Annotated in this window: 14 protein-coding genes; 6 read left to right on the top strand and 8 right to left on the bottom strand. The window is 48.3% G+C overall.

Annotated features, from left to right (window positions below; all coding sequences use genetic code 11):
* Positions 1–12 precede the first annotated feature (12 nt).
* From WG31_RS01290 to WG31_RS01275, 4 genes are all read left to right on the top strand, one after another.
* Positions 13–630: a hypothetical protein gene (locus WG31_RS01290; protein WP_063353387.1), complete on the top strand. Its 618-nt coding sequence runs from the start codon at positions 13–15 to the stop codon at positions 628–630.
* Between the two features lie 201 nt (positions 631–831).
* Positions 832–1,911, top strand: a complete 1,080-nt coding sequence (dinB, locus tag WG31_RS01285; RefSeq protein WP_063353386.1) for a DNA polymerase IV — start codon at positions 832–834, stop codon at positions 1,909–1,911.
* 259 nt (positions 1,912–2,170) lie between these two features.
* Entirely contained in the window at positions 2,171–3,664 is a 1,494-nt protein-coding gene (locus WG31_RS01280) for an amino acid permease (RefSeq protein ID WP_063353385.1), read from the top strand.
* A complete protein-coding gene (locus tag WG31_RS01275; RefSeq protein WP_063353384.1) occupies positions 3,661–4,731 on the top strand; it encodes a hypothetical protein in 1,071 nt (356 codons plus the stop codon). The genes WG31_RS01280 and WG31_RS01275 overlap by 4 nt, the downstream gene beginning before the upstream one ends.
* 75 nt (positions 4,732–4,806) lie before the next feature.
* Here the strand turns inward: WG31_RS01275 and WG31_RS01270 are convergent, their stop codons facing one another.
* Together WG31_RS01270 and WG31_RS01265 are read right to left on the bottom strand one after the other, a co-directional pair.
* Positions 4,807–5,577, bottom strand: coding sequence for a glycosyltransferase family 2 protein (locus WG31_RS01270; protein WP_063353383.1), 771 nt, complete (start codon positions 5,575–5,577; stop codon positions 4,807–4,809).
* Positions 5,574–7,124, bottom strand: a complete 1,551-nt coding sequence (locus tag WG31_RS01265) for a CgeB family protein (protein WP_063353382.1) — start codon at positions 7,122–7,124, stop codon at positions 5,574–5,576. The genes WG31_RS01270 and WG31_RS01265 overlap by 4 nt, the downstream gene beginning before the upstream one ends.
* A gap of 327 nt (positions 7,125–7,451) precedes the next feature.
* On the opposite strand from WG31_RS01265, the gene WG31_RS01260 reads away from it, so the two are divergent.
* Positions 7,452–9,302, top strand: a complete 1,851-nt coding sequence (locus WG31_RS01260; RefSeq protein WP_063353381.1) for an HAD-IIIC family phosphatase — start codon at positions 7,452–7,454, stop codon at positions 9,300–9,302.
* An 82-nt stretch (positions 9,303–9,384) separates the two neighbouring features.
* Here the strand turns inward: WG31_RS01260 and WG31_RS01255 are convergent, their stop codons facing one another.
* The 6 genes from WG31_RS01255 to WG31_RS01230 form a co-directional block, all read right to left on the bottom strand.
* Positions 9,385–9,864: a hypothetical protein gene (locus WG31_RS01255; RefSeq protein ID WP_063353380.1), complete on the bottom strand. Its 480-nt coding sequence runs from the start codon at positions 9,862–9,864 to the stop codon at positions 9,385–9,387.
* Between the two features lie 230 nt (positions 9,865–10,094).
* A complete protein-coding gene (locus tag WG31_RS01250; RefSeq protein WP_063353379.1) occupies positions 10,095–12,839 on the bottom strand; it encodes a M16 family metallopeptidase in 2,745 nt (914 codons plus the stop codon).
* 42 nt (positions 12,840–12,881) lie between these two features.
* Positions 12,882–13,547: a 2OG-Fe(II) oxygenase family protein gene (locus WG31_RS01245; RefSeq protein ID WP_063353378.1), complete on the bottom strand. Its 666-nt coding sequence runs from the start codon at positions 13,545–13,547 to the stop codon at positions 12,882–12,884.
* 86 nt (positions 13,548–13,633) lie between these two features.
* Positions 13,634–15,883 (bottom strand): excinuclease ABC subunit UvrB, encoded by a 2,250-nt coding sequence (gene uvrB / locus WG31_RS01240; RefSeq protein WP_063353377.1) that lies wholly within the window; start codon positions 15,881–15,883, stop codon positions 13,634–13,636.
* 68 nt (positions 15,884–15,951) lie between these two features.
* On the bottom strand, positions 15,952–16,404 hold the full coding sequence (locus WG31_RS01235; protein ID WP_006116806.1) for a hypothetical protein: 453 nt from the start codon (positions 16,402–16,404) through the stop codon (positions 15,952–15,954).
* A gap of 105 nt (positions 16,405–16,509) precedes the next feature.
* Entirely contained in the window at positions 16,510–17,493 is a 984-nt protein-coding gene (locus WG31_RS01230) for an aldo/keto reductase (protein ID WP_063353376.1), read from the bottom strand.
* 134 nt (positions 17,494–17,627) lie between these two features.
* Between WG31_RS01230 and WG31_RS01225 the strand changes: the two genes are divergently transcribed.
* Positions 17,628–18,125 (top strand): NUDIX hydrolase, encoded by a 498-nt coding sequence (locus WG31_RS01225; protein ID WP_209439357.1) that lies wholly within the window; start codon positions 17,628–17,630, stop codon positions 18,123–18,125.
* Positions 18,126–18,129: the final 4 nt, after the last annotated feature.

Below are 18,129 nucleotides of genomic sequence, written 5' to 3'. Positions count from 1 at the left end.
TAGGAATGCGCCATGACACGTTCACCTGTTTACCTGACGGATCTTGCCTGCAGCGAACGGCTGACACTTTGGACCATTCGCCGCCTTGCAGGAATACAAACAAACCCGCACACGCCCACAACCGGGCCATCGGGCGGCCTGTTTCTGCCCTGCTTTAGGCGGGAATTTTTGGCGGTTGCACAAACCTTTCATTATGCCCTGACAGATATGGCCGCACTGGAAATGCCTGCACTGGATATTCGGGTAGGCTGCGCTCTTTCTGTTACCAGCACAGAGTATCGCCTTTTGTTGGCAACAGAAGCAGCACAGAATGAACGCAATGCAGATATGGAAGACCTGCTTAAGCCGCTTGTGCCATTTGCTGGCCTGCGTACACGCCTTGCTTCTGCCATTACAACGCTAGGAGCCTGTCTTGCTGGGGCAGGATACTGGCTCTCTCATAGTTCTAGCCGTGTTGTCCCTACCAAGGCATCGGAACGTCCATCTGCTTATGGGGCCTACCCAGCCACAGCGGCACTTTCCCTTGCACGCTGGCATGATCTGGATATGCAGCCCAAGCAAATTGTGGCGCATTGGCAGGATCGTGCCACCTCAAAATACCAGTATTCACAAGGGTTTCCGGTATCTTAAACAACATCATAATTTTTCTACGGGGAGGCGTGGCTCCAATATCAGGAAGCGCTTTCCCCTTTCATTTTAAAATTGAGACCTTCTGCTTTGGTTAAAAAGATCCTGATTTTCTGGTTTGCAAACCCGACACGCAGAATTTTAAGCTAGATTTGTTTTCTTTTTGTTCCCTTTTGCGCTGCCTTCTGCTACCATACACGGGTGATGACAGCAGTTGTACGCCGCATTATCCATATTGATATGGATGCTTTTTATGCATCTGTTGAGCAACGAGACAATCCAGCGCTTAAAGGCCAACCTGTAGCGGTAGGCCGATGCCAGGAACGCGGTGTGGTTGCCGCCGCCAGTTATGAAGCCCGAAAATTTGGCGTGCGTTCGGCCATGCCTTCGGTGCAGGCACAGCGCAAATGCCCGCACCTGATTTTTGTGCCGCCACGTTTTGATGTTTATCGTGCAGTTTCTGCCCAAATTCACGCCATTTTTGCGCGTTACACCCCCCTTATTCAGCCTCTTTCGTTAGATGAAGCCTATTTGGATGTAACAAATCCGCTGCTTCTCCGCCCCTCTGCCACAGCAATTGCAGAAGAAATACGCGCGGCCATTTTGTATGAAACAGGGCTTACGGCCTCGGCAGGTGTGTCTTACAATAAGTTTCTGGCCAAGCAGGCCTCAGATTACCGCAAACCTAATGGTCAATTTGTTATTCCGCCCAACCGTGGGGAAGCCTTTGTAGCCAATCTGCCCGTAAACGCTTTTCATGGCGTGGGGCCAGCTACGGCCCAGCGAATGCATACACTCGGCATTCATACAGGTGCAGATTTACGTCGTTTTTCATTAGATATTTTACGCCAGCATTTTGGTAAGGCGGCTGCTTTTTATTATGGCATCGCCCGTGGCAAAGATGATCGGCCAGTAGAACCAAACAGGCCGCGCAAATCACTCGGCAAGGAAATAACGTTCGCGCAGGATTTGCGCACCTCAGCCGAATTACACGCGGCTCTGCATGAACTGGCCGCAAAAGTGTGGGCGGGCTGCCAAAAACGTAACCTGACAGGCCGTACGATCACCCTGAAACTGCGCTATACAGACTTCAACCAATGCACGCGCAGCCTCTCTTTGGCCGATCCGGTGCAAGACCAAGAAATTCTAGCCGAGATGGCGTGCCGGTTACTTGCGCCATTGCTGCCTGTACGTGCTCCAGTAAGACTTTTAGGTATTACACTTTCCACTCTTTTAAGCCCGCAAGATCAAGAAGCCACAACGCAACTTTCTTTACTTTCGTAGATAATAAATAAATAACATTTTTATCCCAAATAACAGCACTTATGTTTATATTATTTCAATATCAAAACAAAATATTTGCGTTTCTTCTTTCCTGATATTTATATAAATTCTGTATATTCCTTATACGTTTCAGCTTCATTCTTATACACTATTCATATTTAATTGCGATTATTTAACGGTTCCATCTTTACAACCTGCAAAATCCAATGCACCCGATACCAATCGGTTTTGACATAATTTTGTAATCAAGGTTAACGAGATGACGGCTTCCTCCACCTCAGATGGGCATACACCTGCCAATGCAGGCGCACGCACTGAAGATGGATACCACCGTGGTTTGGGTAAGCGTCAGATCCAAATGATCTCTCTAGGTGGGGCTATTGGCACAGGGCTGTTTTTAGGGGCTGGATCTCGCCTCCAAGCCGTTGGCCCATCTCTTGCCTTGGTTTATCTGATGTGTGGTGTTTTTGCTTTTCTGATGCTGCGTGCATTAGGTGAGCTTGTAATGTACCGCCCCACCAGTGGCAGCTTTGTTTCCTACACACAGGAGTTTTTAGGCCCCAAAGCCTCTTATATTGCAGGCACCATGGCCTTTTTTAACTGGGCTGTAACAGGCATTGTGGATATTACAGCCGTGGCGCTTTACATGCGTTTTTGGCCTGTTTTTTCCAGTGTACCACAATGGCTTTTTGCCCTGCTGGCCCTTGTGCTGATAACCGGCATGAACTTAACCGGCGTAAAATGGTTTGGTGAACTGGAATTCTGGCTTTCCTTGGTTAAAGTGATGGCCTTAGGCGGATTCCTGGTCATCGCGCTGGTTATTCTGGCCTTGCGCTACCCCGTAGATGGGCACGCAACCGGGCTGCATCTGATTACCGAAAACGGCGGCTTGTTCCCGCACGGCTTTTTACCTGCACTGGTATTGGTGCAAGGTGTTGTATTTGCCTATGCCAGTATTGAGCTGATTGGCACGGCTGCGGGGGAATGCGAGGATGTTAAATCCGTTTTACCGCAGGCCATTAACAACGTTATCTGGCGTATTGCCATTTTTTACGTGGGCACCATTACGCTGCTTGTGCTGCTGCTGCCATGGAACACGTATCAGGCAGGGGTTAGCCCTTTTGTCACCTTCCTTTCCAAGTTGGGCGTACCGGGCATAGACAGTGTGATGAACGTTGTGGTGCTGACCGCAGCGCTCTCCAGCTTAAACTCTGGCCTTTATTCTACCGGGCGCGTGCTACGTGCACTGGCGCTAGATGGCGCAGCCCCGCGTTATTTGGCCCGCATGAACAAACAGGCTGTACCTTCTGCAGCCATTCTTTCCACTGTGGCCATTTATCTTGTGGGCGTGGTGCTGAATTACTTCATCCCCAGCCAGATTTTTGAAATCATGCTCAGTCTGGCCTCTCTGGGTATTCTCAGCACGTGGTGTTTTATTGTGCTGTGCCAGATTCAACTACGCAAAAAAATTCGCCGTGGAGAAATTGCCCCTACCTCTTTTCCGATGCCGGGCGCGCCATTTACCTCGTGGCTGGCGCTCGCCTTCTTTATTGGCATCGTTGGGCTGATGGCGTTTGATTACCCAACCGGAACGGCAACAATATGCGCCATTCCCCTGCTGGCTTTGGCACTGGCATGGGGCTGGCGCCGCATTCGCTCCGTTCCGCAACATAACGCCGTGCCACAAACCGTTCCTTCCGTTGTGTTGACGGAAGATTTTTTGGTTCCCCATGAAGGGTCAGACAGATCATGATTCAGGCAGCCAGTGTATTTTCCTCCCTCCAGGTACGAGCAGGCGTTAAGTGTTGCCCTGTTGTTTGTCGCTCTTTGGTAGGCACATTGCTGCTTTCTGTCGGCCTTTCCGCAGCACATGCTGCAGATACAGGCAATAGTGCGGCGGCGGGATCTCAAGCTCCGGGGGAGGCCCGCCCGCAATGGTATACAGGATCTCTCGTTTCGCCTTCTGGCGCGCTTTCCAAGGCAGGTGTGTTCGCGTGGGAACCTTACGTCAGCTATAATCTGCCTGTGGGATATCTGGATGCAAACGGCAACAGCCATCCGCTGCATCCACGCCAGCAATCTGTTTCCAATTTTACGCTCTACAAATACTCCATTATGGATTCCATCAGTATTCAGGTTACTCCCACGATCAGTTATTTGTGGAAGAAGAAATCTGGTACAAGTAGCGGGCTCAAATTCGGAGATCTGCCAGTTGATTTAATGTGGCGTTATCTGGATGCAGATCCTGCACGCTATATTCCGGCTCTGAGTGTATTTGCTGGGGTTGGTTTTCCCACAGGTAATTATCAGAGGCTGGGCCGAGCAGAAGATGGTGTTGGATCTGGCGTTTATACATTCCGCTTAGCCTTTACGGAGCAATCCACTTACACACTGCCGGGCCAGCATGAACTGCGCCTGCGTATGTGGGGAACCTTCCGCCGTGCGCTTACAACCGCGCATCTGCATAACGTCAGCAGTTACGGCACAGAGGTTGGCTTCCGCGGCACAGCGCAACCCGGCATGTACGGAGAAAGCGGGTTTTCTCTGGAATTTGGCATAAACCAGAAATGGGTTTTGGCCATGGATCTGGCGCGAGATTGGGCAGATGGGTCTCACATTAAAGGCCGTACCCCAACAAGCAGCAAAATAGAACGGATAGACCGCATTAACAGCTCTTCAGGAGACTGGCTGATAGCCCCTGCTGTTGAATACAACTGGTCCCCTCGTTTTGGGGTTATTGCGGGGGTTTCAACCTATTTTGCAGGCCACAATACCGGGTTTTCGGTTTCACCACAGGTGGCATTTAATAGTGTGTTTTAACCGTTGCGAATTGAAAATAAAAAAGAGCGGAGTTTCCTCCGCTCTTTTTTATACCACAGTATTTGGAAAATCTGATTATTTCACCAGTTCTGGATGACGGAACTCCATCACCAATTCCAGATCATAATGTGCAGCCAATGCTTCTGTTGCTGTGCGCGAAGAATTATGCACACGATAACGACACAGAATTTCTGGCAGGTATCCGGGTTCTAGTCCTGCATCAATAAATTTCAGCCAGAAATCATAATCTTCCCAGCCTTCTTCAATATGAGAGAAACCGCCAACCTTTTCCCATGCGCTTTTACGAATAAGCGCCATCACATCCACATAGTTATTCTTGCGCATGCGTGCGGCATCCCAGATATCGGCATGGCCAATACCTTTGCGGTCTCCAAACTCTTCAATCTGAGTATAAACTGCCGGGAATTTGCCTTGCAAAAGAGCCGTGTAGATTTTTTCCAGCGCCGTTGGGTAAATGGTATTATCAGCATCGATAATAAACACATACTCAGACTGCGCATATTCAAACGCCATATTACGCGAAAATGATGGCCCCTGATTACGCGGGTTGGTCAAACACTGCAGGCTGTAAAAACGCTGCTTGTTTTCCTCCATCCATTCCGCGATCACATCAACGGAATCATCCCGCTGGGAGCAGTCATCAACAACCACAATTTCCAGATCAGCATGCGTTTGATCTGCAATGCTATCCAGACATTCTTCAATAACAGAAGCATAATTGAAGTTGGTAACGCAGACCGTAATCAGGTTTTTAGGCTTCCGGGATTTTTTCTTATAGGAAAAAACAACTTCCGGGCTGGGGTCCCATGGCTTGATAACGCTCATTTCACAGTGCTCCACACAGCAGAAATATAGTTTTTAAGATCGATATTCTTGGAGTTGAATATTTTCTCATCTTGCAGAAGATCAAAAATATTCTGCTGAATTCTGGCAGCTTCTTTTTGCCCATCTTCAGTCTGGGTTAACCATTCTACCAGATTGGGCATATGCCGCGGCGTTTCAGCCAAGAAATGCTCACCTTCCTTATACAGCGGATGAGGGAAGCATTCTTCTGTTACAACAATGGTGCCAGAAGCCATGCCTTGTTTGACAATCCGGTGCCATTCAAAAAAGCAATTATCATCGCGATGAATATTCAACGCCACCTTGGAATTTTCTGCAACATAGCGCGGGAGGCGTGAAAGGATATCGTAAACCCCGGAGGACGGAATAGGCCCTTCTGCCTTACGATAATAAAAGAAGGACTGATAGTTAGAGAAGAAGGCCGCTGACCGCGAAAAGAATTTTTCGCGCTTGCGAGAGGCATTCCCAAAAAAGCTGACATCAATAGCGCGTTCGGCAATTGGCCGGAATGGGGTAGAACCTGTTTTAGCCCCTTCCGGCAAAATGCGCACCAACGGATGCTTTTTGTCTGCATCAGTAAGCTTGCAAGCTTCTATTTTTACCGGCGGATCAAAGTGGAATACTGGCAGCCCAACATCGGAAAAGGATTTAAGATTCTGATAACACAGATCCATCACCCCGGCTGACATGAGAATGTACAGAATCCCACGCGTGAACCAGAGTGTCTGGGGTTGTTCTGTATTAAACATGATGGATTTTCTAATAATCTCATCACGTTTCCAGATTTCGTTTCCATCCAAGAAGAAGAATTCGTGCGGAGCACAGAAAATGCAAAGTTCAGGCGTATCTTCTTCTGGTGTTTTTTCAGTAAGAACCTTGGCATTCAGGCCAGCATTACACAGATATTCACTGAGGCACTCTGCCAATTCCTGAATAAAGGAATTGCCTTCGGAATGGTAGAATACCCCAATCGTTTTAGGGAAATTCTTGCCGTAAACCTTATCAGTGATTTTATAATTAACGTCGTGCTTACACTCATTGCCCAAAAAGCGAACAATTGAGCGTTTGGAAAAAATTTCTCGCCCTTCACCAATACCGTAAAGTAATGCGTGGCGTGCTGTTGGCATACTTGCGGATGAAACATCGCTGTTCATACGCACGTAATCATCTTCGTTAAAAAACGGGTATTTCTTTAATCTATTTAGAGCATTCGTAATGGAAACATACGAATATTCCTGCAAAAGACCTTTTTCAAAGAAAAACAGATGATCATTATTTCTAATATAATGCGCGAATGGGTTTTCATTTTTCCCAATAACATTTTTATAAAGATTATAATATATTTCTGTATTGAAATTATCATTAGGATTACGGTTTTCATGTACACCGTAAAGAACATAATGTATAATTGGATCAAGACCAGATTTTTTTACATCAGGATTTTCTTCAAGATAAAATTCACTATCGAATTTTCCCGAATCAATTATTGATTTTATATCTTTTTTATTCCAGGCGGTCAAACTTACCATTGCATTTTCCGTTTGAATGCTATCACTATTTACAGGTACTTATACCAAATATAAATTTTTATGCTGAAAAACACAACAGTTAACTATTCCTCTACATAAATTTATCATACTTATCTACGCTTTTCCTAATCTCCTTCCTTCGATTAATTGCTTGAAAATACTTTCTTTCAACTCGTCGGAAGATTATAATAATGTTAATCATGTAATATGAATTGAATTTTTATAATCTCTCAATGAGGCTCCATTCTCTTGCACCTCTCTTGTTAAACAAGTCATCTCTCCACTGCCAACCCAAACAAAATAAAAGCTATATTGGCGGAGTTCTTTATGCCTACAACAACAAAAAATAATTCTCCTCTTGCATCTCCGGATTTTCTATTCCCTACAGATCTCCAGAAAACAGAGCGCAAAATTAATCGCGTTCTTCTTGTTGGCTCCTGTTTAACTTCCTTATATCTAGAAGCCTTTAAGGGATATTATCCAGGTATAAATTTTGATTACATTCCTTACAATTTTGTAAGCATTTTACCAAAATCTCCGCCCGCACCAGCAGATCAGTATGATCTACAATACGTGCAAATCCCACTACGCACCGTTTTAAGTGATCGTGTGGTAGAAGGCTTTCAACTGAATGATCCGGCTTTTGCAGAAAGTATCCTGCACGATGCATTCAACACGCTGGATGTCATGCTGGATGCCGCACTGCTTTACAACCGCGAACATGGATTACTGACATTTGTCTCTAATTTCATAGTTCCGCAAATGAGTACAGCTTCCAGCATACTCTCACAAGGTACAGAAACAGATCTCACCTACATGGTAAGACGCCTGAACATGTATCTGGCCCAGAAAATTTCCAGTTATAAAAATGCTTATGTGCTGGATGTTGATTCTGTTGTGTCCTCTTTAGGCAAACGTTATGTGCTGGATGATATTATTTACTTCCATACCCATGGCGGCCTATCTTTTCAGGATTGGGATGATTTCGGTGCGATTGAGCGCAATGAGCCTATTCCTGCACTGGAAACCATTTATCCCATTCATCGGGAAGAATTTGTTAAAACCATCTTTCGCCAGATTGTTGCAGCCTACCGCACTGTGCATCAGGTAGATCAAGTCAAGGCCGTTATTTTTGACCTGGACAATACCCTGTGGCGCGGCCAGATAGCAGAACATTATCGGCCAGAAGTGCAGCCTTGGCCACGCACAGATGGCTGGCCTGTGGGTTTGTGGGAAGCTGTTCATACCTTACGCGCACGTGGCATTCTGGTGGCTATCTGCTCCAAGAATGATGAAGCCTATGTGCGCGAACGATGGGATGACATTATCAACCCGCAGTTTATCAAACTGGAAGATTTTGCCTCTGTCAAAATCAACTGGGTTCCCAAACCAGAAAACATTGCCGCTATCTGTCAGGAGTTCAATATCAAGCCTAAAAGCGTTGTGTTTGTAGATGATAATCCTGTAGAACGCGCTTCTGTTAACACGGCTTTTCCTGAAATTCGCACAATTGGCGGTAACCCGTATCTCACACGCCGCATCCTTTTATGGGCACCCGAAACACAGGTTGCTCGTCTCACGCAGGAATCCGCCAAGCGAGAAACCATGATCCGAGGACAGATTGCCCGTGAGGAAACACGCGCCAGCCTGAACCGTGAAGAATTTCTGGCATCCTTGGAATGTACGGTTTCCCTCACCTACATCACAGATACAGAGCAACCGGAACTGGCCCGCGCGCTAGAGCTTACAAACAAAACCAATCAGTTCAACACTTCTGGCACACGCTGGACATTTCAGGAACTCTCTCGCTTTCTAAGTGAAGGCGGAGAGATAATTGTTGCAACTGTTCAGGACAAATTCACCAATTACGGATTGGTAAGTGTGCTTTACCTGCGCAATAATGAAATTGTGCAGTTTGTTATGAGCTGCCGTGTTTTAGGCATGGAAGTTGAAACAAGCATTGTTGCTGACGTTGTCAGCCATGTTCGGGAAAAACATGGAAATGTCCGTATAACAGCTTCTATCCATAACCTTCCGGATAATACGCCATGCCGTAATATTTATAAAGATTGTGGTTTCCGGGAAGATTGGGTTTCAGAAAACATTCACTATTACATTCTGGATGAGACGAAAGACGTAGAGTTCCCATCTCACATAGAAGTTGTAGAAGAAGTCTGACGCTTTTATTAAAACAGCATAAATAAAAAAGGGGCGTATGGTTTTAACACCCATACGCCCCTTTCTAAACTTTAAGAGCCTCCTAGCGCAAAGGCCGCCCTTCCTGAAAACCATAACAAATATAATGGATGAAAGGCCCCGGCCCAAACCCTGCAACATCAGGATTTACACGTAGATAGGAAAGGCTATCAAACAGCGCGTTAGGGTTTCTACCTTCCTTAGCGCCATAATCCAGAAAATGTTCAAGCGGATCTACGCCCGCCTCACGAATATCTGGGTAAGCATTAAGGTACCACTGACTATCAAAGAAGATAGCCGCCCGACGTTCTTTTTCAGCTTCTTGTTCCACAATACCCGCCTGAGACTGAAGTGCCAATGCAATTTGTTCTGCCGCTGGAGCCGGTGTTGGCTCTACTACAGGAGCTATTTCAACTTGTTCTGTAACCTGAGGCTCCGCTACTGGTTCATGTGTCTCTAACACTGCGGGAGCCGCAACCTTTTTACGTGCCACTTTTACACGAGAAGAACGAACCTTACCAACAGGCTTTTTTTCACCAGACACCGCAATACCCCCTCGTGATCTTTTGCATATCAAGAACTTCAGCACGTAAATGATTTTCTGACAGACCTAATACAAGCATAACTATTTTTCTGTCCAGAAAATACTGACACCAAATTCCCTCGTAATATTGTTAACTTCTAGACACGAGAAAAACAAACACGATTTACAATGTATCCGTAAAATGCACAGAAAGAACCTTTCTTAAAACATTTACGAATACATGTAATCCATTACCAAGTAAGCGTAGGCCCCTTTACAATAACCGCAAGGTCATCTGGCCTGATCCACTTACGGAATGCGGCCTGTACTTCTGCACCCGTTGCCTTGTAATAAACTTTTGCGCCCCGATCCGCATTATCAAGCGGCAAACCCAGATCTTCCAAATAAAGATACTGCGCAGCAATTCGGGCCAAACTCGCTCTGGCAAGCGGCAAGCTCCGCAGAAGTGAAGCCTTGGCTAAAGAAAGCTCTTCTGCTGTAGGTGGTGCAGACTGCATGGCTTTCAGGTCTTTCATGACAACATTCCGCGCTTTACCAACCTTATCCGGGTCTGCACCATAATTAACAGTATAGGCCCCGCGCGTACGTCCCCAATCAAAGGAACTGCTTACAGAATAAACATAACCTGTTTTCACCCGCATATCTCTATACAGACGCGAGGAGAACAGACCGCCCCCCAGCACTTCATTGCCCAACTGCAGCAGGAAATGATCAGGATTTTGTGCCGTTAGCCCCAGTGTTTCCGCCAACACAACATCATTCTGCACGCTGCTCTTATCAGGCACCGTTGCGCGTGATGTTTTGCTAAGTGGCACGGTAGGCAAATTCACATCAGGTGCCGGGCCTTCGGCTTTCCAACCACCAAAAGCTTTTTCTAATACCGCCTGTGCTTTTTCGGGCGTGATATCACCTGTTACAACAATAGTTGTCAGATCCGGGCGCCACGCATTTTGGTAATAATGCAGCACATCATCACGGGTTATGCTCATAATAGATTCAGGCGTAGCATCACGCTGTGTCGGGTCTGTTTCCGGCAGAATGGCAGCCTTGATAGCTTTATCAAACAAATGCCCGGGAGATACCAGTTCCCCAGCCTGAGCTTGTGCCAACTGCGTGCGCACAACCGTAAAATCTTTTTCAGGGAATGCTGGATGCAGTTCATTTTCAGCAAGCAGATCCACGCCCTTTTCAAAATCAGGCGTAAGAACTTGTAAGGAGAAATTGCCCCCGGCATCTTCCCATGCTGGCACATCATCAAGCGCTTTCTGGAAAGCCAGACGATCATGCTGCGTTGTGCCATAGGAGAACAGAGCTTCCGTTAAACTATGCACGCCCTCCTTGCCTTTGGGTTCCTGCAATTCGGGCGTCTGGCGGATTTGACCAGAAAGCTGAATGGTGTGGCTGACATGAGAAGGCCAGACAATCAGCTTGATACCGTTAGATAATGTGCTAACCGCAGGGAGTGGTGTCGGTTTAGGTTCTTCCAGTTGGGCCAGAGCTTTTTCGGCCCATTGCGGCAATTTTACTGGCTTATCCGGGGTGCTTGCAAAAGATTCTGCCCCTCCAAACCCTTTACCAGAAACTGCCTTGCCTGATGCTTCCGGGGTAAGAATGGCAGACACAGCATGTGCTGGATCAAGCAGCTTTGCAGCCAGATCATTTACCGCCTTTGGCGTAACAGCCTGATAAGCAGCCACCAGATCACCCGGGCTATCTAGGTTCTGAAATGCCAATGCGTTAGACCAGATAGATGCCAGACCACTTACAGAATTGGCAGAAAACTGAAGCTGGGCAATTTCTTTCTGCTTTGCGGCTTCAACCAGTTCTGCTGGCACGCCTTCCTTACGGATTTTTTCCAACACAGCTTTCATAGCGTTCATGGGGCCAGAAGCATCTGTGCCTTTAGGAAAAGCCGCAAGCGCCAAACCAAAACCAGCTTCTTTTTTAGGAGCGTATTCAAACCCTGCGTACAACGCCTTGCCCTGCGGTACCAGATCATACAGAGCACCACGCTGGCTGGAGAGCACATCTGAGAGAATATCAGCCGTTGCAAAATCTGCTGAAGAACTGCCCGCCATGGGGAATGCAAGCGTGGCAAACCCAACAGGATAATCTGTAGAAAGTGTGAGTGTTTTAGCTGGCGGCGCTGCCGGAGCTATCTTGTGGCGCTGCGGCAGATCCTTGCGCGGGATATCGGCAAATGTATCCTGTACCAGCTGCAAGGTAGAAACAGGGTTAATATCCCCCACAATCACCAGTACGGCATTATTGGGGCCATACCATTTTTGGTAAAAATCTTTCAGATCCGCCGCCGTGGTTTTATCAAAGGATGGCCGCGTGCCCAGTGCATCGTGTTCGTAAGGCGTGCCCGCAAACAAAATACCCTGCAACTGTTCCAGATACCGATAGGCGGGGCTTGAAAGATCACGCGCAACTTCCTGCTCAATCGCGCCACGTTCTTTTTCCCAATCCGCTTCAGACAGGGTTAAGCCATTCATGCGCAGGGCTTCAATTTTAAGCAGAACAGGTAAATCCTGTGCCTGTGCTGTATAGAAATACTGCGTGACATCTTCGGTTGTATCTGCGTTGTAACTGCCGCCCAAATGCGTACCTATAGCTGCAAGCTGGTCTTTATCCAGCCCTTTGCTGCCACGGAACATCATATGTTCCAACGCATGCGCCGTACCCGGAAACCCATCTGGCACTTCTGCCGAGCCAACAAGATAATTAATTTCTGTGGTCACAACCGGGGCCAGCCGGTTAGGCACAATAACAACCTTAAGGCCATTAGGAAGCGTTGCACGCACAACCTGTGCACTGCTCAGGCTAGGAGGCACAAGAGCGGACGGCATACCCGGTGCGGCATCCTGAGCATGAGCCGATGTGGGAGAAAGAGCAGTTCCCCCTAACAGGGCCAGCGTTATAGCCAGCAGTGAAAAACGTGTGCGGGCAGCAGACGGCTTGCGAAAAATCATTCAGGCTTCCTGTTCATGCAGAAACAGATCAAAAAAGAAAAGTTACTGCCCCAACTGAGGCAAAGGCAACTTTTTAACCAATGCAGAAAGTTTATGCCGCCGCAGTTCAGACCGGGCACGTGCATCTTCTGTCATGTAATTTAATTGGATAGTATAGCGCTGCCCCACAAACTGCTTATGCCCATGCCATGTTGTTGGGCCGTTAGGGAAAATCAGCAAAGTGCCATCTACGGGCGGTACTTCCTTGGCGTAATCCTCTATATCATGCGGGCCACGCAAAAGGCGCAAACACCCTTCCTGCCGTTCCCATGCCTCCCCCGCCCCTGATGGATTAAGATACAGCAAAATGGTTACACGCTTGGCCAATGAATCCGTATGGATACGGCCATCTTTTTCTCGCGTGCGCCCACGAATGGTCAGCATGGAAGGTGCATGATCGAGATTGAGGTGAAATTTTTCCGCCACAATTGCCTTTAACCGTGGGCCTTCCAGTTCTTCCACCAAATGTTCCATAAGGGGAGAAAGCTGCAAGGAATCTGGTGGAAAAGACCCCCCAGACACAATATGCGGCCGATGCGCAAACAAACGCCCCAGATCTTCTGAACGGATAAAATGCGGCACCACCACATGCGGGAAAGGATCAGGTGCAACAGAAGCCTGTTCCAGTGCTGTATAATCCGGCTGGATAAAAGGATCTGACGTTGTCATGCCGTAATGTCCGCACAAATAAGGGTTTGCTATGCGGACGGTAGAAGGGTTAAGCGGCAGAAACAAGGCCTGTCGCAATATGGGTGTTATTTCCGCTTTTTCCGCCTAGCTGCCGGATCATATCCCCCCCCGCCCGGCCCCAGTGGCCGTGGCACCTTATCTTTTTTAGGTTTGCGGCCACTTGTCTGAGCTTTTCCTGCTGTTGAGGCCGCTACCGGAGGCGGTTCCAGCCCAAGCTGCAAGGCTTCCAACCGCTGAATTTCATCTCGTAACCGTGCCGCAGTTTCAAACTCCAGCTCTGCTGCGGCAGAACGCATACGCTTTTCCAACCCGGCAATAGCGGCCCCTAGATCCTGCCCCACAAACTCTGCCACGCCCGTATCTTCATCCGGCGCAATGGTAACGTAATCCTGTTCGAACACAGAAGACACAATATCACTAATATGCTTGCGCACACTTTGTGGCGTAATGCCGTGCTCTGTATTCCACGCCATCTGTTTTTCGCGCCTGCGGGCTGTTTCCTCTACTGCGTATGTCAGAGAATCCGTCATTTTATCTGCATACAGCAAAACCCGGCCCTCTACATTTCGGGCCGCACGGCCAATAGTCTGGATAAGAGATGTGCGGGAACGCAAGAACCCTTCCTTATCTGCATCCAGAATAGCTACCAGCGCACACTCTGGAATATCCAAACCTTCTCGCAGCAAGTTAATGCCTATGAGAACATCAAATGCTCCCATGCGCAGGTCTCGGATAATTTCTATCCGTTCCAGTGTATCTACATCGGAATGCAGATACCTTACCCGAATACCAGCTTCATTCATGTAATCGGTTAAGTCTTCCGCCATGCGTTTAGTAAGTGTTGTCACCAACACACGGCCACCTGTGGCAATAGTGGTACGACATTCTGCCAACAGATCATCCACCTGATGTTCTACAGGCCGAATAATTGTAATGGGGTCCACCAACCCGGTTGGGCGAATAACCTGTTCAGCAAACACGCCACCGGTGCGTTCCATTTCCCATGGGCCGGGTGTGGCACTTACAAAAAGGCTTTGTGGGCGAAACTTGTCCCATTCCGCAAAATTCAAAGGCCGGTTATCCAGGCAGGAAGGAAGCCGAAAACCAAACTCTGCCAGCACGGATTTGCGCGCATGATCTCCGCGTTCCATGCCGCCAATCTGCGGCACTGTTACGTGGCTTTCATCTACAATCAGCAGCGCATCTTCAGGCAGATATTCAAACAGGGTTGGTGGTGGATCACCCGGTTTGCGACCAGAAAGATAGCGGGAGTAGTTTTCGATCCCCTTACACACCCCTGTTGTTTCCAGCATTTCCAGATCAAAAGTGGTGCGTTGGTCCAGCCGTTCTGCTTCCAGCAACTTACCGGCCTTTGTAAACACATCAAGCTGTTCGCGCAGTTCCTGCTTGATGCCCTTAATGGCCTGATTCAACGTCGGACGTGGTGTAACGTAGTGGCTGTTTGCGTAAATTGTAATTTCCTGCAGATCAGCCGTTTTTTCACCTGTTAGCGGGTCAAATTCTATCAACCCGTCAACTTCATCGCCAAACAGAGAAACACGCCAGGCCCTGTCTTCATTCTGCACGGGAAAAATGTCTATTGTTTCACCACGCACCCGGAATGTACCGCGTGCAAATGCGGCATCGTTCCGACGGTACTGTAATTCAACAAGGCTTTTTATAAGCTTATCCCGGTCTATCTCTCCGCCCAGCTCCAGCTTCACCACCATGCGGGAATAGGTTTCTACAGACCCAATACCGTAAATGCAGGAAACAGAAGCCACGATAATTACATCGTTCCGCTCCAGCAGCGCCTGCGTAGCCGCATGGCGCATACGGTCAATCTGTTCGTTTATCTGGCTGTCTTTTTCAATATACGTATCAGAACGCGGCACATAGGCTTCTGGCTGATAGTAATCGTAATAACTTACAAAATATTCCACAGCATTATTGGGGAAAAACTGCTTCATTTCTCCATAAAGCTGGGCAGCTAATGTTTTGTTGGGCGCAAGAATAAGTGTGGGTTTTTGCGTGGCCTCAATAATCTTGGCCATGGAAAAGGTTTTACCCGAACCCGTAACCCCTAGCAGAACCTGATCGCGCTCTCCAGCTTCTACCCCGGCCACAAGTTCACGAATAGCCTGCGGCTGATCCCCTGCCGGTTCGTATTCTGACACCACTTCCATACGCTTAAGGCGTGGACGAGGAGCCTGTTTTTCCGGCTCGAACAGAACGGGGGGAAGACTGGCCGCACGCTCGCTTAATGAAGGGCGCTTTTTGCCACGTGCCGCAGAGGAGGAGGTTTTGGAAGCCATTGCTCAAACATGGGCTGCCGCAACCCCTTGCGCAAGATATGAAACACACAGGCCGTTACAAAACAGCCCTAACGCACCACATGAAACAGAATGCGGGAAAGCGGAGTATGAGAAAGCACAATCACCACCAGCCCCAGCCCGATGCCAACACGCCCGCCGATATAGGTACACGCCTGAGAAAGCTCATCCCGGCTGGCCATATCCATAAACGGATCAAGCCCTTTATAATCAGCCAGTGCACGCATGCTCCGATAGCGAGAAAGCGCATCTGCCCCTAACCCGGCACGGCTAAACTGCTGGGCGCTGTAGTTATCCAGATCTTCCTTACGAAACTGAATGGCCCCTGCGCGCTGAGAAACAGATTTGGGCCCACCCCCGAGCATTTCCAAAAATCTGAGCCTTCGGGCAGGAATACCCAAATATTCCGCAGCCTCTGCCCGCCCCAATACCTGCTGAAGCGGAAACATACAGACTGTCGCCTGCTCAGGCTCGGCCTGATAAGGAGGGTGCGGCTCTTTCATAACTTAACAGAGTGCGAAAAAAGCCACATCTGAGTCAATGCGTATGGGCCACCGCCAGCCTTGCGGGTAGAACAGGGCTGGATAAGCCAGCCCTGTTCCGCCAGATTAAGCCCGCAAAGGCGGAGCCATAAACTCCGGGCCTACCGGGTCTTTAATATCCTTGGCAAGAATTGCATCAATAGCCTGCATGTCTTCTGCATCCAGCTTCCAGCCAAAAGCATCATCCACACCTGCAATCTGCTCTGGCTTACGTGCACCCCACAGCGCAATAGTTGGGCCGCGATCCAACACCCAGCGAATAGCCAGTGCCAGCATGCTTTTGCCATGCTTATTGGCAATGGCTTTAAGGTCTTCCACCGCCTGCAAATACTGGCCAAAACGTGGCTGCTGGAACTTGGGATCTGTTTTACGCAGATCATCCCCTTCAAACTTCCGGTCTGCCGTCATGCGGCCCGAAAGCAAACCACGGCACAGAGGGCCATAAGCCAGCACCACCAGATTGTTTTTTTCTGCATATGGCAGCACATCACGCTCTATTTCGCGCTCAAACAGGTTGTATGGCGGCTGCACAGCAGAAACAGGTGCAAACTTCCGGAATTCATCCATCTGCGCGGGTGAGAAATTGCTCAGCCCCAAGGCTTGAACCTTGCCACTTTTCACCAGATTTTCCAGAGCACGGGCTGTTTCTTCAAACGGAGTGCATGTATCTGGCCAATGAATCTGATACAGATCAATATAATCTGTGCGCAGGCGGCTTAAAGATTTTTCAACTTCCTCTTCAATCCGTGCAGACCGACTATCCCGGAAAACCTTTCCATCATGCCAGTTCAGCCCCACCTTGGTAGCCAGAATAACACGGCCACGCCGACCTTCCAAAGCCTTGCCAATAACTTCTTCAGAATGCCCAAATCCATAGACTGGTGCTGTATCAATCATGTTGATACCAAGCTCCAGAGCTTCATCTATCGTCTTGCTGGCGTTTGCATCATCTGCGCCACCCCACATGGAACCACCAATAGCCCACGTGCCAAGCGCAATGCGGGAGGCTGGTTTGGCTATACCCGGAATGGCAATTGTATCTGCCGACATAAGATGTGCTCCTTGATAGCTAATTTATATTTTCCGTGCACAACATTCCGCACGGTTATGGCTGTATTTAACACGCATTTTCTGCATTTGGGCAAAGAGAAAAAACAGCCCAACCCCTTTTACGCAGATAAGGGTTGACCAGCATTCATGACCTTCTACACTTCCTGATCATGAAAACATCATGCCATTCCTGCCTTCCGCGTTCCGGTGTTCTTGCTATTGTGCGAAGGCAGAATAATTTTCTGCTTGTCCGCCGCGCTAAAGCACCAGATGCCGGACTATGGGGTTTTCCCGGCGGGCGGATTGAACCGGGAGAAACTATTTTTTATGCCGCAGAACGCGAGCTTTTGGAAGAAACATCCTTACCAGCAAAAGCAACTTCTGTAATAGATGCATTTGATAGCTTGCATTATGATGCTCATGGAAAGCTAGAGTTCCACTACATCATTCTTGCCGTAAGGTGTGAGGAACAAGAACACACCCATAACCCCGTACAAGCTGGTGATGATGCCTTGGAGGCCCGTTGGTTTTCCTATCAGGAAATCAGCACACTAGGGGTACGAGCCAGCGCACGGCTGCACAGTCTGGCACGTCAGATTTTGAAAATGGAAGATCCCACTTACCTCATCTGACGTG

Origin of the sequence: Acetobacter oryzifermentans (genome assembly GCF_001628715.1) — a bacterium.
In the GTDB taxonomy this organism is placed as follows: domain Bacteria; phylum Pseudomonadota; class Alphaproteobacteria; order Acetobacterales; family Acetobacteraceae; genus Acetobacter; species Acetobacter oryzifermentans.
The sequence above is the reverse complement of the archived record's forward strand: the minus strand, read 5'-3'. Positions and strand labels throughout refer to the sequence as shown.

Coding starts and splice junctions, on each gene's coding strand:
- WG31_RS01235 (WP_006116806.1), bottom strand. CDS start 16,404: ATGAAAGAGCCGCACCCTCCTTATCAGGCCGAGCCTGAGCAGGCGACA.
- WG31_RS01275 (WP_063353384.1), top strand. CDS start 3,661: ATGATTCAGGCAGCCAGTGTATTTTCCTCCCTCCAGGTACGAGCAGGC.
- WG31_RS01290 (WP_063353387.1), top strand. CDS start 13: ATGACACGTTCACCTGTTTACCTGACGGATCTTGCCTGCAGCGAACGG.
- WG31_RS01280 (WP_063353385.1), top strand. CDS start 2,171: ATGACGGCTTCCTCCACCTCAGATGGGCATACACCTGCCAATGCAGGC.
- WG31_RS01250 (WP_063353379.1), bottom strand. CDS start 12,839: ATGATTTTTCGCAAGCCGTCTGCTGCCCGCACACGTTTTTCACTGCTG.
- WG31_RS01245 (WP_063353378.1), bottom strand. CDS start 13,547: ATGACAACGTCAGATCCTTTTATCCAGCCGGATTATACAGCACTGGAA.
- WG31_RS01230 (WP_063353376.1), bottom strand. CDS start 17,493: ATGTCGGCAGATACAATTGCCATTCCGGGTATAGCCAAACCAGCCTCC.
- WG31_RS01260 (WP_063353381.1), top strand. CDS start 7,452: ATGCCTACAACAACAAAAAATAATTCTCCTCTTGCATCTCCGGATTTT.
- WG31_RS01270 (WP_063353383.1), bottom strand. CDS start 5,577: ATGAGCGTTATCAAGCCATGGGACCCCAGCCCGGAAGTTGTTTTTTCC.
- uvrB (WP_063353377.1), bottom strand. CDS start 15,883: ATGGCTTCCAAAACCTCCTCCTCTGCGGCACGTGGCAAAAAGCGCCCT.
- dinB (WP_063353386.1), top strand. CDS start 832: ATGACAGCAGTTGTACGCCGCATTATCCATATTGATATGGATGCTTTT.
- WG31_RS01265 (WP_063353382.1), bottom strand. CDS start 7,124: ATGGTAAGTTTGACCGCCTGGAATAAAAAAGATATAAAATCAATAATT.